We start from the raw sequence: 16029 nt of genomic DNA on the forward strand, positions 1-16029 counted from the left end.
CCTCCTTCAGTTGGCGGAACAATAGCCTATGGCAAACGGTTGGGCAAGTTGCATCCACCATGTTGTGGTGGGTTTAACATACCGGTGAACCCAATCGAATAAAGGCGCCAAACCGGCGCACAGCGTCCGTCAACACGTCGACATTCAACTATTACTAAGCTACCCGCATCCCGTTTTTTCCTTGAGCAAGGAAGTGAGTAGCCCATGCATATCCGCCACTATTCCCTGTTGGTTGTCGCGCTGCTAGCGGCTTGCGGCGCGGATCAAGACCGCAAGGCGGCACAAGATGTCAACGAGAAGCCGGCCGCCGCAGTAACAGAGCCCAGTACCGAAAACGAGGCAGCAAGTACCTCAGGTGCCGAATCACCTGCCGCAACCGACAACGACGTGAAGTCAAACCCAAACCGGGACGTGTATTTCGGCAACTTGCATGTGCATACCCGCTGGTCCTTCGACGCTTACATCAATGCGGCCTGGGTAAACCCCGAAGACGCCTACCGCTGGGCCATGGGCGAAGAGATTCCCGGCGGTGGTGAAATGGGGAAGCCGCTAAAAATAGAAAGGCCACTGGACTGGTATATCTTGTCGGATCACGCGGAGTACCTCGGCGTACTACCACTGATGGGAGATCCCAATAGTCCGATCAGTAAACATCCCCTGGCTGCGGATATCGCTGGCGACGACCCCAAAAAGTCCTTCGATGCCTACGGAAAGCTTCTGGACGGCATTTCCCACATGAAAAAAGACCCAATCTTGGGAGATAAACAACTTTCAAGGACACTCTGGTCGGAAGTTGTAAAAATTGCCGACAAGTATTACGAGCCGGGCAAGTTCACCACCATGCCCGGCTATGAATGGACCTCAAACCCGGACTGGAGAAACCTCCACCGGGTGGTCATTTTCCGCGATAGCGCCAAGGTACCGGATGCACCCTTTTCCGCATTGGATTCCAGCACCCCGGAAGACCTGTGGCGCTGGATGGACGCGCAGCGCGACGCCGGCAACGATCTCCTCGCCGTTCCGCACAATGGCAATGCCAGTGACGGCCTAATGTTCCCTGTGGACAAATCGTATGGGGGTAGCTCACTGGACCAGCAGTACGCATCTACGCGCATGCGCAATGAACCCGTGTATGAACTTACCCAGATCAAGGGGACCTCGGAAACGCATCCCGCCCTGTTTCCCAACGATGAGTTCGGCAATTTCGAGCTCTGGGATTACACGCTTGCGCCGACCGCGACACCGCCGGAGCACAAGAAAGGCGGCTATGCACGGGAAGCCCTGATCCGCGGGCTCAAGCTCGAAAGTGAAGGTATGGGCAACCCGTTCAAATTTGGCTTTATCGGCGATTCCGACACCCACAACGGCGCCTCTGCGATCGAGGAGGATAACTACACCGGAAAATTCGGTTTCGAAATCGATCCCAAGCACAGACTCGAGGGACCTCCCGGCGTCGATGCCGCCGCCGCCAAACAGGTGCGGCATTTCAGCTCCGGTGGTGTGGCCGCGGTGTGGGCGGAAAGTAATACCCGCGATGGGATTTTCGAGGCGATCAAGCGCAAGGAGACCTACGCGACCTCGGGCCCCCGCCCCATGGTGCGGTTCTTCGGCGGATTCGATATGTCTGGAGTAACGCTCGGCACCGAAGACGGCGTGAAGCAAGCCTATGCAAAAGGCGTCCCCATGGGGGGCGACTTGCCGGCGGCAAGTGACAAGGCGCCGACGTTCATCGTACAGGCCCTCAAGGAGGCGGACGGCGCCAACCTCGACCGCATCCAAATTATCAAAGGCTGGGTCGATGAAGCCGGGGAACAGCAGTCAAAAATTTATGACGTTGCCCTCTCCGACGACCGTAAACCCGACGCGGACGGAAAGATCCCGCCGGTGGGCGATACCGTCAACGAGAAGGATGCCACCTATCAAAACACCATCGGCGACACCCAGTTATTGGCGACCTGGACGGACCCGGATTTCAATGCATCACAGCCCGCCTTTTACTATGCGCGTGTGCTGCAAATCCCGACACCGCGCTGGTCCACGTACGACGCCGCGCGCACCGGTCTCAAGCGGCCGGACGACCTGCCGGTGAGTATTCAGGAGCGGGCGTGGACATCGCCGATCTGGTATACGCCGAAGTGATGTAATTTTTTTGGAGCACCGTTTTCCCGGCGTTAATTCACAAAACTAGTGCTGGTTCTTTTGATAAACCCGCTGGACGACAGACAGTAGCACTGTGGACACCACCATCGCGCTATCTGCATGTTGCTCTTTTTTTTGCAGCGTAAAGAGAGGCGCTATGTGTTCAACGATTATATGGACCGCAGCCGGACAGCCCGTTCTGGTAGGACGTAATATGGACTGGACCGAGCCAATGGGTACCAAGCTGTATGTGATACCGAGAGGCGTCGAACGCAGTGGGCTAACCGAAGCCAACCCGCTCAGGTGGACATCCAGATATGGCAGCGTGGTGGCAAATATCTGGGATTGCGCCGTCGCAGACGGCCTGAACGAAGCCGGGCTATCCGCAAGATTGCTGTACCTCGCTGAAACCCATTACGGTGAGCGAGACACCGACCTCTTCGGGCTGTCGGTTTCGTTGTGGGCGCTTTATTTCCTGGACAACTTCGCCACGGTCTTCGAGGCAGTCGATGCCATCAAAACGCTACAGGTGTGTCCCGTGGAAATTATCCACCGCGGCGAAACGGCGGATGCACCGATGCATCTGTGTCTTTCCGATCCGTCCGGCGATACGGCGGTTGTGGAAATTCTCGACGGAAAGCCGGTGATCCACCATGGTCCGCAATACAAGGTCATGACCAATTCGCCGACGTACGATGAACAGTTGGTATTACTGAAACAGTACGAAGGTCTCGGTGGCAAAAAGCCCCTGCCAGGCTCCGCCGAGGCAGAGGATCGCTTTGCGCGCGGAGCCTACTACCTGACCAAACTTCCCGATCAGCCAGCGTCTTATCAGGAGGCTGTTGCCGGCGTGCTGAGTGTGATCCGCAACATGGCGACGCCCCTCGGCTACGTGGATCCCGTCAAGCCGAATGTCTCTCCCACCCAGTGGCGAACCATCAGCGATCTGACCAACAAGCGCTATTACTTCGAATTCTCCCGTATGCCCAACGTGGTTTGGATCGACCTGGCGAACCTCAACTTCTCACAGGGGGCCCCCGTACAGATGTTTGACCTGGCATCCGATCTCGAAGCCGCAGGCGAAGTCGCGCAAAAATTCCAACCCACAGACCCTGTCCATTACCAGAAGGCGGGCACAGCGGTGACCTGGAAGCCCGCGGCTTAGGTCCCGCCACCTCACAAGCGTTGGCTGCCATCAATACTCGCTGCTACCGCTACGATTTTGTCGGTGGTTATCGCTGTTTAACCTGGGGTTTTGACAGCTCCCCGTATTTTGATACCTGGATCTGAGCGGTGTATTGGCCGGCGTGAAATTTGTCTTCTGCCCAGTCGAGCGCCAACCTGGGTATTAAGGACGGTGGCCTTCTCGACACCAGGAACCACAAGTAATGACCGGCAGACCACATGCATCGCCACGGTCACTCCGTGGCGAGAATTGTCAAATTTCCCTCTGGCCTCTCCTCTATCCTCAGCCCTCTTACTCGAACAATAAGAAACTGCGGAAATCTCCAGAGGGCTAACGGCGATGAGCGAAAAATTTGATTTCGACCAGGTCATTATCGGGTCCGGTTTTGGCGGCTCCTGCAGTGCGCTGCGCCTGAGCGAAAAGGGCCACCGGGTGCTGGTGCTGGAGAAAGGCAAGCGCTGGAAGGACAAGGACTTCTCCGACAATTCCTGGAACATCAAGAAGTTCCTGTGGGCACCGAGGCTCGGACTGACCGGTACCATGCAGGTCAGCCTCACCAGCAAGGTGACCGCGCTACACGGTGCCGGTGTCGGCGGCGGCTCGCTGATCTACGCCAACGTGCACCTGATCCCCACCGACGAGGTGTTCGACTCGGAACCCTGGTCGCGGGTCCACAAGGACTGGAAACAGCGTCTGCTGCCGTTTTACGGCCTGGCCCAGCGCATGATCGGCGTGGCCAAGAATCCCTATGGCAATGCCGCCGATGAGACCCTGCAGGAGACTGCCCGCCGTATGGGGCGCGAGGACTCCTTCCAGGTGGTGAACACCGGCGTGCTGTTTCCGGAAGACCCGGCGGATAGGAGCGGCCAAGACCGCGGCGACCCCTATTTCAATGGCGAGGGCCCGGACCGCAACAGCTGCCGGCACTGCGGCGGCTGTATGATGGGCTGCCGTCACAATGCCAAGAATACCCTGGAAAAAAACTACCTCTGGTTTGCCGAGCGCAACGGTGTGGAGATCCGCGCGGAGAGCCAGGTCACCCGCATCGAGCCGCTACCCAATGCCGAAGGCATCCGCGACGGCAGTGCCGGTTACGAGTTGACGGTACAGAGTTCCACCGCCTTCCTGTTCAAGAAGCCGTACAAAATCCGCACCCGCGGTGTGGTTGTCTCCGCCGGCGTTTTCGGCACCATTCCACTGCTGCTGAAGGCCCGCGACAAAGACCGCACACTGCCAAACATTTCGCCGCAACTCGGTCGCCAGGTGCGCACCAACTCCGAGACACTGATCGTCGCCACCAGCGACTTCAAGGACAAGGATGGCAAGCCGCGGCAAGTCTGTGAGGGCCCGGCCATTACCAGTATGTTCGACCCGGACGACGAGACCCGTATCGAGATCGTGCGCTTTGCGCCCTATGGCGATTTCAACTTTGCGCTGCAGAGCGCGGTGCCGATTACCGAATCCAACGGGCGCGTACCGCGGCAGATCAGTATGCTGGTGAGCATGCTGCGTCAGCCGCTCAAGTCCCTGCGTATGCTCAATCCCATCGGCAAGTCCCGCAACAGCATCATCTTCCTGGTGATGCAGACCAAGGACAGTTTCGTGCATGTGAAGTCAGGCAAGTGGCCATTCCGCTGGCGCGTAACCCAGGAGCCCGGCGATTCACCGCTGTCGAATTACTTTCCCATCGCCCATGAAACCGCGCGCCACTATATCGACGCCGCCGGTGGTGGTACCGCCGGCAATGTGGTCACCGAGGTATTAACCGGCGCACCCAGCACTGCGCACCTGATGGGCGGTGTCGCCATCGGCACCAGCGCCGACGATGGTGTAGTGGACGACACCGGCGCGGTGTTCGGATACCAGAACCTGCGTGTAATCGATGGCTCGCTGATTCCCGGCAACCTGGGGGTCAACCCGTCGCTGACGATTCTCGCGCTGAGTGAATACGCCTGGTCGAAAGTGCCGGTATTCAACCGCGCGCGTGCGCAAAAGATTACCCCGGTGACCTTTTCCCAAGCACTGCCCGGCAGTATGTCGGCGCTCACCGGCAGCGGAGACCTGCACGGTATCATCTGCCGCAGCGGTAGCGTGGAGGCCCTGATCGCGGAAGGGTGACCGGTGAGACTTGACTCGTTTCGCCACTGCGCGCATTTTGCACTGGGGTCCGACGCAGGAAGACACAGGAAAAGGCTTTGCCGATTATGACCACACACTCTGTCCGACTCGCCTCCTTCGATGGCATTCGCGAAACCGCACTTGAACTCGGTGTCGACCCCGAACCGGTTTTCCGGCGCAATGGCCTGCCTGTGGCCACCGATGCCAATCCCGATGCCCGCGTTCCCTATATTGCGCTGATCAATACCCTGAATACCCTGGCGGATATCACCAGCACGCCACACTTCGGCCTGCTGGTGGCGCGTAGGCAGCCGCTGACCACCATGGGACTACTCGGTGCCGTGGCAGCAGAAGCGCCCACCGTCGGCCAGGCCATCAGTGATATCGGCGACCACCTCAAGGTACATATCAACGGCGCGCGGGCGATCTGCGAGGTTGAGAAAGAGATCGCCACCTGGCGCATCGCAGTGGATCTTGAAGGCGCACCGGACCTGAAACAGAAGCATCTGCTGTCCGTCGGGCTCGGCTTCAATATTCTCAGGCAATTGCTGGGTCCGGGCTGGCTGCCCTCCCGGGTGCAGTTTGACCATGCGCAACCGGAAGATGTTCGCCCCTATAAACAATTCTTCCGCTGCCCGGTGCTGTTCGGGCAGGAGTTTTCATGCCTGTGCTTTCCCCATGAAGTTCTGCAACGAGGTAACGCAGAAAAAAATGTATCTGACTACGGTCAACTGAAGTCGGCGCTGGCAATCAGCCAGCAGTTATTGGAAGGCGGTTTTGCGGATTTATTCCACAGTACCATTCGCGAAGCCATCGAGATGGGGACCCTGTCACTGGAAAATGTGGCCGCGGCGCTAGACATATCACCGCGCACTCTGCATCGCAGATTGCGCGAGGAACTGGGTACCAACTTCCGCGAGGCGTCGGACAAAATCCGGATTCAGCTGGGGATGAAATATATCCGCAATACCACACTGCCACTCAGCGACATCTCCGGCATACTCGGCTACTCGGAGCTGGCGGCCTTCTCCCGCGCGTTCAAACGCAAAGTCGGCTGTTCACCGCGACAGTGGCGCGCTTCAGCCTGAGCAGTCGTCCATTTCTTTTCTGTTAATCCAAAGCCAATAATCACAGGGAAGCCATCGGCGACGCTGCGGTTTCTCTTCTGCGCCAAAACGCCGGCCGCCGAAGCGGCGCGAGATGGAACCATCACGGTGTACTTCTCACCCGAACAGCCGGACGGTGTAGCGCGGGGCAACTGGATCCAGACTATTCCGGGGAAAAGCTTTTTTCCCATCTTGGGCCTGTACAGCCCGCTGGAGCCCTTCTTCAGTAAACAGTGGCGACCAAGTGAGGTCGAACTCGTGAAGTAGTGAGCCGTTTTTCTCCGGCATTATTCGGGAAAAACCTTTTCCCGATTGCCGCGTCGCAGGCGACTGAAATACTGCAGCTCCCAGGGCCGCAACGCCACTAACAGGCTCGAACCGTAGCGCTCGTTCAGCGCGAGCTCGCTGTCCGCATCGTGCAGCTCGTCGAACTGCTGCAGCAGGCGGTCCATTTTTTTCATCAATTCGGCATTTGCGGCCCGCGACAGCATGCCGGTGCGGAACACGAGCTTTTCCCCCGGGCCAGAGAAACTGGATGCCAGGAACTCCGGCTGTATTTCCTTCTGGAACAGTTGCTGGATCGGCCCGCTGGGAAGCCAGCGGAATTCTTTTGCCACGATCACCCGGTAGCGGTTGAGCGGCAGCAATTCGATGAGCCTTAACCGGTCGAGACGCGCCAACAACTGGATGCTTTCGGTCTCACTCAATTCGTAGGTGTCGAGAATCTGCTCCACGGTCCAGTGGTTGAGCACACACACAGCCATCAACAGCAGGCGCGGGTCTGCGGCAATTTCCCGCTCCTGCTCTTCGCGCAGGGTAGCGATACCGCGCCGTGCCTCTGCGGCCTTGCGCACCAGTTCGGAAAAATCGAGGCCGGCGATGCCGCACAGGGATTCGAGACGCGCAATGGAAAGGGTGCCGCCAGTGAACATCCGCTTGATGCTGCTCTCCGACAGATCCAGCTGCCGGGCAATTTCCGCGTAAGTAACCCCCCGCGCCTTCAGTTCACGTTTCAGCGTCTTCATCAGCGCCTGTACCTGGCTCATTCCCGCCCCCCAAATCCTGTCCGACAGAAGCACCCAGGTATCACTATTTGATACTTTTGGGTCCGATTCACGCGACTTTATCGGATCCGGGTGATCCCTACGAGCCTTTGCCGATAGATTCCCCATCGGCACGCGCCCTCGTGGCGCGCAATCCCAATCAGCCCCAGGGGGCATATGGAGGAACCGATAATGCAACGTCTATGGAGCAAAACCATCGGCTGGTGTGTGTGTTTACTGCTGGGCACGCTGGTGCCGGGGCTCACCATGGCCGCCGGCCTGTTGACACCGGCGAACAGCAACTTGCCCCAGCTGGAGATCAAGGAGCACCACGTCAACGTGGTGATCGAGGACGGCTACGCCATCACCGAGGTGGAGCAGACATTTGCCAATCCCCACGACCGGGAACTGGAAGCGATTTACTCCTTTCCGGTGCCGGAAAAGGCCTCGGTGGGCGAATTTACCTACTGGATCGACGGCAAGCCGGTAACCGGTGAGGTTATGCGCAAACAGCAAGCGCGCGAACTGTACGAACAGGAAAAATCCCAGGGCCGGCGAACCGCGCTGACGGAGCAGGATGAATACCGCAGCTTCGACAGCCGCGTGTACCCGGTACTGCCAAATGACACCGTGCGTATCCGCCTGGTGTATATCCAGCCGGTACATGCCGAACTGGGCATTGGGCACTATGCGTACCCGCTGGAGGAAGGCGGCGTGGATGAAGAGCGCATGGCGTTTTTCACCTATCAGGAACACGTGCAGGAAGCCTTCAGCTTCAAGCTGACCATGCGCTCCTCCTACCCCATCGACCAGTTCTTGATGCCCGCGCACCCACAGGCACAGGTGCAGCGCTCTTCCGACCAGGAATGGCAGGTGTCATTCGCCAATTCCGCCGGCGGTGCCGCGCTTGCCGGCGAGGAAGGCCAAACACCCGCATCGATGACGACCGCGACTGGCAGTACTTTTAGCCTGGACAAGGACATCGTCGCCTACTGGCGCCACCAGCCCGGTCTGCCCGGTGCTGTGGATATGATCACCTACCGCCCCGAGGGCAGCGATCGCGGCACCTTTATGCTGACGCTGACGCCGGGGGACGACCTGGGTGAAATATCCCAGGGGCGCGACTGGACCTTCGTGCTGGATCTCTCCGGCTCCATGGCGGGGAAATACCACAGCCTTGCAGAAGGTGTGCGCAAGGGACTGGGCAAGCTGCAGCCGGGCGATCGCTTCCGCATGGTGCTGTTCAACGACCTGGCCCGCGAACTGACCAACGGTTATGTCGCCGTCAATGACGCCAATGTGACCCACTATTTACAACTGCTGGAATCGACCCAGCCTGATGGTGGCACCAACCTGTTCGCCGGCCTGAAAGCCGCATACACGGGCCTCGACTCCGACCGCCCCAGCGCAGTAATTCTGGTGACGGACGGCGTTGCCAATGTGGGCGTGGTTGCCAAGAAAGCCTTCCTGGAGCTGCTCGAACAACACGATATCCGTTTGTTCACCTTCGTGATGGGCAACAGCGCCAACCGCCCGCTGCTGGAAGGAATGGCCAAGGTATCCAACGGTTTCGCCATGAATATTTCCAACAGCGATGACATCTCCGGGCGCCTGGTGCAGGCAGCGGACCAGTTGCGTCATGAAGCCTACCGGGATATCTCCCTGAGCATTTCCGGCAACAAATCCGGGATCAAGGTACGCGATATGAGCCCCGCGCAGATCGGCTCCCTGTACCGCGGCCAGCAGTTGACTGTGTTCGGGCACTACTGGGGCGATGGCCCGGCGAAGCTCGACATCAAGGGCAAGGTTTCAGGCCGTGAGGTGCACTACCGCTCGGACCTTAAGTTCCCCACAACCGACACCCGCACCCCGGAACTGGAGCGGCTGTGGGCCTACGCCACCATTGAAGACCTCCAGAACCGCATGGATTACCTCGGCCACGACAGAGATAGCGAAGATGCGATCGTCGATCTCGCCGTGGAGCATGGGTTGGTAACGCCTTATACCTCCATGGTGGTGGTGGAGGAACAGGTATTCGAGCAACAGGGCATTGCGCGCAACAACAAGGCCCGCGTGGAGCGGGAAAGGACCGCCCGTGAAAGCCGCGCCGTAGCGCCGGTACAGGACAACCGGCAGGACAGCGCGCAACCGGCCTTCAATGGCAACCGCGCCTATCCCCGCAGCAGTGGCGGATCCACAGGGCCTGTTATGATTCTGCTGCTGTTCGCCCTGATTCTGTTGCGTCGGAAAACGCGCTGGCAGGCAGTCGCGAATTAATGCGCTAGCGTAAAAACCGGGACTCTTTTTGGGCCCCGGTTTTTGCGAAACCCGCATTGAATACGACACCTAGTCCGATTTGAGGAAAGACCTTGGAATTAACCAAACTCGCTGCCCAGGCCGCATCCGCCATTCGTCAGTCCGATGGCATCCTAATTACCGGCGGTGCCGGTATGGGCGTGGACTCCGGCCTGCCAGATTTTCGCGGCAACGAAGGTTTCTGGCGCGCCTATCCGGCGCTGGCGGAGGCCGGCCTTTCGTTTGTCGAGATTGCCGATCCGGAACATTTCCACAGCTACCCGGAGCGTGCCTGGGGATTTTACGGCCACCGCCTGAATCTCTACCGGCGGGTACAACCGCACGCCGGTTTCCAATTGTTGCTGGAAATAACCCAAAGGCTGCAGAAAGACTACTTCGTTTTCACCAGTAATGTGGACGGCCACTATGCCAAGGCGGGATTCGATCCCGAGCGGATCTTCGAGTGCCACGGTTCCATCCACCACCTCCAATGCGCGGAAGACTGTACCGGCAATATCTGGCAAGCCAACGATCATACTGTCGAGGTCGATGAACAACGCTGCCTTGCGATCGGGCCGATGCCGAAATGCTCGGACTGCGGCGGCGTCGCGCGCCCGAATATTCTGATGTTCGGCGACTGGCACTGGAATGCCCGCCGCGCGGAATTACAACAGGCCAGGTACGAGAAATGGCTGCGCAGCGCCGGCAACCTGGTCACCATCGAATGCGGTGCCGGCACCGCCATCCCCACCGTGCGGAACCAGGGTGAATACCTCGATGGCCCCCTTATCCGGATAAACCCGCGAGAATCGCAATCCTCCCACCCCAATGCCATCAGCATGGCGATGGGCGCTCGGGAAGGCATTACCTTGATCGCAAGTGAGCTCGGGGTATTTTAACGCCAGAATAATTCCAATATTTCCATGTGCCCTCATCCTCAAACGCAAATTCGTTTCACCGAAAATCAAAGCAGCCTAAAAAACATTTTCTGCGCCCACAAAATAAAGACAAAACATTCGCTGACGCCAATTTGATCCACTTCTTGAGCAAGAGCGCACAATGGAAGTGAGAAAAAGAAATATCGCGAAATATTTTTATAAACCGCAGGGTTATAGATCAATTGCTTCGATATTCCGCCGTTGATAATGTTGCCCAGGCAAGCTGAACGGCCATGCTATTTCGGTCATTCAAAAATAATGAAAATCAGTGGACGAGCAAAGATCATGAAACAAATTTTTACACGCCGAAATGTTTTATCCAGCGCCATTTTCTCGGCAATTGCCGCAACGGCAACTGCGCCACAGGTGCTTTTTGCCGCCGAGGAAAATGCAATGGAGGAAATTGCCGTCGTCGGTTCGCGCATTCAGCGCAACGGGGAATTCGAGACGGCCACACCGATCCAGGTGATGGACCGCGAAGCCATCGAAAAATCTGGCTACACAAACCTCCAGCAGATGTTCGAGAAAAATCCGGCGGCGGGTAATGGCACCTTTTCCACCCGCGGCAATAACCAGGACTCCACTGCCAATGGTGCCGCCGCCGTCAGCCTGCGCGGCATGGGTGCCGATGCCACGCTGGTACTGGTGAATGGCAAGCGCGTGGCCATCAGTGCATTTGCCGAGAGCATCACCACCAACTTTGTGGATATCAACAGCATCCCGATTGCCGCCATTGAACGCGTCGAGGTATTGAAAGACGGAGCCTCCGCGATTTACGGTTCCGACGCCGTCGCGGGCGTGGTTAACCTGGTACTGCGCAAGGATTTTGAAGGCGCGGAAGTAACTGCAGATTTCGGCGGTGCCGACGGCTACGATGAGCAATCCGTCTCTGCGGTGTGGGGCGTGAACGGCGAAGACTCCAACCTGACCCTGATCTTTGATCACCGCAGCAATTCAACCCTTGCCAGCGTTGAACGCAAGGGGCTCGATACCGCCGACCAGTCTTTCCGCGGTGGCATGGACTTCCGCTCATCCCGCGGCTATCCCGGTCGCTTTATTGTCGACGGCGAAACCACCATTGACCCCGGCTGTCCGTCAGGCAGCGCCTTCGGCCAGACCTGTGTGTACGATTACGGCCCGTGGACACTGCTGACACCGGAAGCCGAGCGCACTGGCGTGCTGATGCTCGGTCATGCGCAACTGACCGATAACGTGGAGTTCTTCAGCGAGCTCGCGATGCAGCACAACACTTCCATCGCCCAGGGTGCGCCGACCCCACTGGACGAAGACGCCGGGCTCACCGTGCCCATCGATCACCCCAACAATCCCTTTGCCGGTGCCAGCAGTATCGGTGTCGGCCGCTACCGCACCGTGGATGCCGGCGCGCGCCAGTGGGATATCGAAACCGACAACCTGCGCGGTGTATTCGGCCTGCGCGGCACCATTGCCGAATGGGACTGGGAGGCCTCGGTACAGCGCTCGCGCAGCGAATCCACCCAGAGCGGCGATCGCTCCCAGGGCTGGGTCCGCACCGACCTGCTGCAGGAAGAAATTGACGCAGGCCGCTACAACCCGTTCGGCGGCGTGCAAAACCCGCAGTCTGTTATCGACGCCATCACCACCAGCCTGGTGCGCCAGGGCAAATCCGAACTGCGCGGTATGGACTTCACCATCAGCGGCGATCTGTTTGATACCGCCAACGGTGCCATTGCCATGGCCGCGGGTCTGGAGCGCCGCGAGGAACGCGCGTCCGACATTCCCGACGACCAGTTCCAGCGCGGTCTGATTTTCGGTACCGAGTCGGTGTCTGCCGCTGCCAGCCGCGATATCAACTCGGCGTTCGTCGAGTTTGCCGTTCCCCTACCCGCCAACCTGGACCTGACCCTGGCGGGTCGCTACGACGATTACAGTGATTTCGGCAGCACCACCAACCCGATGGTCAATCTGCTGTGGACTGCCAGTGAGCAACTGTCCCTGCGCGCCTCCTGGGGTACCGGTTTTCGCGCGCCCTCGCTCGCGCAGATTGGTTTGGGCCCGTCGCAGGAATCCCTGTTCTTTATCGATAGTTATGGCTGCGCGATCAACGATGACTACTGTGTCAGCACCGACTACAACATCGTGTTTTCCGGCAACCCGGACCTGGACGCGGAAGAGTCCGAGTCCTACAACCTGGGGGCGGTGGTCAAGCCGATGGACGGCATGCAGCTGTCGCTGGATTTCTGGAGCATCACCCAGGAAGGCAAGATCGATGCGGTGCCCTTTGGCTACCTGTACAGCCAGTTCTGTAACGACCAGAACAGCAGCGTCTGTGTGCGCTCTGCGCCGCTGCCCGGCGAGTCCCTCGGTTCCCTGCAGTCGATCAACAGCGGCTTTATCAATATTGGCGAACAGACGGTCTCCGGCATTGACCTGAGTGTGGTCTACTCCGCGCTGACCGTCGCCGGCGGCGATCTCGGTCTGCGCCTGGATTATTCCTATCTGTCGGAGTTTGAGCGGGTGGAACTGAATTCCGCCGGCGATGCTTTCATAAGCCGCGACCTGGCAGGAGAGTATGAATATCCGCAGCACCGCTGGGCGGCTTCCGCCGACTGGACCCGGGATACCTTTGCCTTCGTCGTGGGCCTGAACTATATCGGCGAGTTTGAAGATACCCCCGATATCGACTTTGACGGCACCCTGGATTACGACACCAACAAATCCCGTATGGTGGATTCGTTCATGACCGTAAACCTGCAGGCCCGCTATACCGGCTTTGACAATCTGGTATTGAGCCTGGGTGCGGACAACGCGCTGGATGAAGAGCCCCCGTTCGCCATCGGCGATGGCGACTCGGATCTGTACGGCTATGTTTCCAGCCAGCACGATCCCCGCGGTCGCTTTGTCTATGGCAAGGTGACGTACAACTTCTGATCGGACGTTCCCGGCAACGGGAACAGATGATTAGCGAGGAAAAATGATTAGTAAGCATCGATAACTTGGGGAGGACCTTGGTCCTCCCCGTTTTTTTACCGTTCATTTACCTGCGAATGATTCCAGGATTTCATGGCTCTCACCCCGCTCCGGCAGGTAACAGCCCCGGGTCGCCACATAGTGCTGGTTAAACAGCGAGAAATAATGCTGCAGTATCTGTGCCGGCTGGTTTTCCCCTGCCAGCAACAGGCAACTGATGGCCGCCTCGGCGGTGGAAAAGCGATCGTCTCTTCCCGAATCCCGCACCAGATACGATTTCACAAAAGCATCCGGCAGTTTCAGGCAGGGCACGCGGTCCAGCCAGCGACTGAGCGCAATCATCCGGCTGCACTGCTTCCAGGAACCATCCAGCACAATCAGGGTAATTTTTTTGCTACTGGCGGCAGGCGCGGGCAACGCCTGGACAATTTTCCGTGTGTTTTCCTCGTCCTCGCTGGCCGGGAATACGATGTAGCACTCCCGCGCCGGATCCTTTAGCAATTCCTCCAAACCCGCCGGCGCCTCAATCCGGTTCCACAGAAACACTGGCGTCTGCGGGAAGACATCCGCAATCAGGCGGCCGGTATTGGTGGGCTTGAACAGTTCCTTGCGGTGCACCAGCAGTGCAAAGTCGACCTGGCTCTCGACTGTTGGCCGCCACTGGCAGATACACGCGTACTCGGCCATCTGGCAGTCGCTGCAGCGGATAACGCTTTTGCCCTTGGCCAGGAACGGCTTGGTGGACTTTGCCAGTTCCTGATCCCGCAGGCGGGTGAAGTTGGTGGAATACATGTAAAACCTGTAACGACGCTAACGGCTGACGCCATTGCGTTTGGCAAAAATTCGGATGTTGCGCGGGGTAATGTCGCGGGAGCAAAAACTGGAAAGCTCAACCTGACACCCGCCTTCTTCCAGATACAGTGCCAGATCCAGTACCAGCCACAATTCCAGCGCGCGACGGAAGCCGTGGGAAACCAGCTGCATCCGCAGGTATTCGGCGTAGCGCTGCTCGGCGCGCGTGAGATAGGGCTGGATATTAAACCCCGCTGGAATCACCAGGGATTTTTTATCCGCCAGGGCCTGAATTACCCGCTCCGGTCCCTGCGCCAGCATGTGGTAGCCGAGCGAGGGGGTCGGCAGATATTCATCGATGCCACGCAGCTCCCGCTGGATCAGGTCGAAGGCCATGCGCCACTGCCCCATGGTGTGGGACTGCCGGCGCTCGCGCTCTGACGAGGTCACCATTTCCTGTACTGCGAGGCGAACCTGGTTTTTGTTCAGGGTCAGATCGTTGGCCTGGGCCGCTCGCGACAGAGGCATATACATATCATCCAGCCACAGTTGATAGCAGCAGGGAACCAGGCACAGATGGGTCGAATCGCTGTCGCGCCACTGCCGCAACAGTGTGCGGTGCAGATCCCCACAGGCGTGTAGCGCAATCACAAAATCCGGCGCGGCAAATGCGTGGGATTCCTTGAGCACGTCCTTGCAGGAAAACGTCACATCCTTCACCCAGGGCGTCGCCAGCGTCGCACCCTCATCGCAGAGTGATGCCTGGCGCTCCACCGCATGCAGCGGACATTGCCAGTGGTGCGCCAGCGCGCGCCCGAGATGCGATTTCCCGGCACACCAGTCCACCACCGTGCGTGCCGGCGGCGGCATCGCCGTCGGCAGCGCGCCGATAAAGGCGGCGGCCTGGGTCCATTTGCGCCCGGGCACACCGGTGCCCATGCGCTCCGCAAGCGGGGCGAAATGACTGCGCTCTGGCAGCGGCAGCAGCGCCAGCAGGTCGCGGTAACCGGGCAAGAAGTTCACCAGAAAATCGTGCAGCGCTTCGGGCTGCCGGTCCAGCGAATCCACCTGCGCATCACTCAGTTGCAAACACGCATCGCTGAGGGATGGGAACTGGTGACGCCAAGCTAAATCCAGATCGCAAAACGCAGAATCCCGCCAGCAGGTCGCCAGAGATCGCAGGGCATCTGTGAGAGCGGAAAATCGCGAGCGGTACTGCATGGCGTTGTGACAGATCCGGGGATGGATACCAGGGTGGAGACAAGTCGTGACCGGATAAATAAGAGTGGGCAGAAAGCGACGGTTCCTGCGCTTTTCCGGATGTCGGGTGGCGATATTTTACACGCCTTGCCCGGCAATGTCCTTGCTATTATCGGGGCCAGGAAGCTGCGTGAACAAATGGTCAGCGCCGCGTTCACCCGCCCGGCAAAGTCTCTGCCCCGTGCTACTTTTATTTTTGCCTT

Annotated in this window: 12 protein-coding genes; 8 read left to right on the top strand and 4 right to left on the bottom strand. The window is 58.7% G+C overall.

Annotated features, from left to right (window positions below; translation table 11 throughout):
* Positions 1-204: 204 nt before the first annotated feature.
* The 5 genes from VIL80_RS15940 (at position 205) to VIL80_RS15960 (ending at position 6816) form a co-directional block, all read left to right on the top strand.
* Positions 205-2139, top strand: coding sequence for a DUF3604 domain-containing protein (locus VIL80_RS15940; RefSeq protein ID WP_332037078.1), 1935 nt, complete (start codon positions 205-207; stop codon positions 2137-2139).
* A 157-nt stretch (positions 2140-2296) separates the two neighbouring features.
* The gene (bsh, locus tag VIL80_RS15945) at positions 2297-3304 is read left to right on the top strand and encodes a bile salt hydrolase (protein WP_332037079.1); all 1008 of its coding nucleotides are present in this window, start codon (positions 2297-2299) and stop codon (positions 3302-3304) included.
* A gap of 360 nt (positions 3305-3664) precedes the next feature.
* Positions 3665-5443 carry a GMC oxidoreductase gene (locus VIL80_RS15950; RefSeq protein ID WP_332037080.1) on the top strand — a complete coding sequence of 593 codons (1779 nt, stop codon included), beginning with the start codon at positions 3665-3667 and terminating at the stop codon, positions 5441-5443.
* Positions 5444-5529: 86 nt separating this feature from the next.
* Positions 5530-6531: an AraC family transcriptional regulator gene (locus tag VIL80_RS15955; RefSeq protein ID WP_332037081.1), complete on the top strand. Its 1002-nt coding sequence runs from the start codon at positions 5530-5532 to the stop codon at positions 6529-6531.
* A gap of 63 nt (positions 6532-6594) precedes the next feature.
* Positions 6595-6816, top strand: coding sequence for a DUF1214 domain-containing protein (locus tag VIL80_RS15960; protein ID WP_332037105.1), 222 nt, complete (start codon positions 6595-6597; stop codon positions 6814-6816).
* 20 nt (positions 6817-6836) lie between these two features.
* On the opposite strand, the gene VIL80_RS15965 is transcribed toward VIL80_RS15960, so the two are convergent.
* On the bottom strand, positions 6837-7595 hold the full coding sequence (locus tag VIL80_RS15965; RefSeq protein WP_332037082.1) for a helix-turn-helix domain-containing protein: 759 nt from the start codon (positions 7593-7595) through the stop codon (positions 6837-6839).
* 189 nt (positions 7596-7784) lie between these two features.
* Between VIL80_RS15965 and VIL80_RS15970 the strand changes: the two genes are divergently transcribed.
* On the top strand, positions 7785-9869 hold the full coding sequence (locus VIL80_RS15970) for a VIT and vWA domain-containing protein (RefSeq protein WP_332037083.1): 2085 nt from the start codon (positions 7785-7787) through the stop codon (positions 9867-9869).
* A 92-nt stretch (positions 9870-9961) separates the two neighbouring features.
* Positions 9962-10786 carry an SIR2 family NAD-dependent protein deacylase gene (locus VIL80_RS15975; RefSeq protein ID WP_332037084.1) on the top strand — a complete coding sequence of 275 codons (825 nt, stop codon included), beginning with the start codon at positions 9962-9964 and terminating at the stop codon, positions 10784-10786.
* A 284-nt stretch (positions 10787-11070) separates the two neighbouring features.
* Here the strand turns inward: VIL80_RS15975 and VIL80_RS15980 are convergent, their stop codons facing one another.
* Positions 11071-11250, bottom strand: a complete 180-nt coding sequence (locus VIL80_RS15980; protein ID WP_332037085.1) for a hypothetical protein — start codon at positions 11248-11250, stop codon at positions 11071-11073.
* On the opposite strand from VIL80_RS15980, the gene VIL80_RS15985 reads away from it, so the two are divergent.
* A complete protein-coding gene (locus VIL80_RS15985; protein ID WP_332037086.1) occupies positions 11219-13735 on the top strand; it encodes a TonB-dependent receptor in 2517 nt (838 codons plus the stop codon). The two genes, VIL80_RS15980 and VIL80_RS15985, sit on opposite strands and share 32 nt — an antisense overlap.
* 102 nt (positions 13736-13837) lie before the next feature.
* Here the strand turns inward: VIL80_RS15985 and VIL80_RS15990 are convergent, their stop codons facing one another.
* Both VIL80_RS15990 and VIL80_RS15995 read right to left on the bottom strand, forming a co-directional pair.
* On the bottom strand, positions 13838-14566 hold the full coding sequence (locus tag VIL80_RS15990; RefSeq protein ID WP_332037087.1) for a tRNA-uridine aminocarboxypropyltransferase: 729 nt from the start codon (positions 14564-14566) through the stop codon (positions 13838-13840).
* An 18-nt stretch (positions 14567-14584) separates the two neighbouring features.
* On the bottom strand, positions 14585-15655 hold the full coding sequence (locus VIL80_RS15995; RefSeq protein WP_332037088.1) for a methyltransferase: 1071 nt from the start codon (positions 15653-15655) through the stop codon (positions 14585-14587).
* Between the last annotated feature and the right edge of the window lie 374 nt (positions 15656-16029).

The organism is Microbulbifer sp. (assembly GCF_036563125.1).
Classification (GTDB): domain Bacteria; phylum Pseudomonadota; class Gammaproteobacteria; order Pseudomonadales; family Cellvibrionaceae; genus Microbulbifer.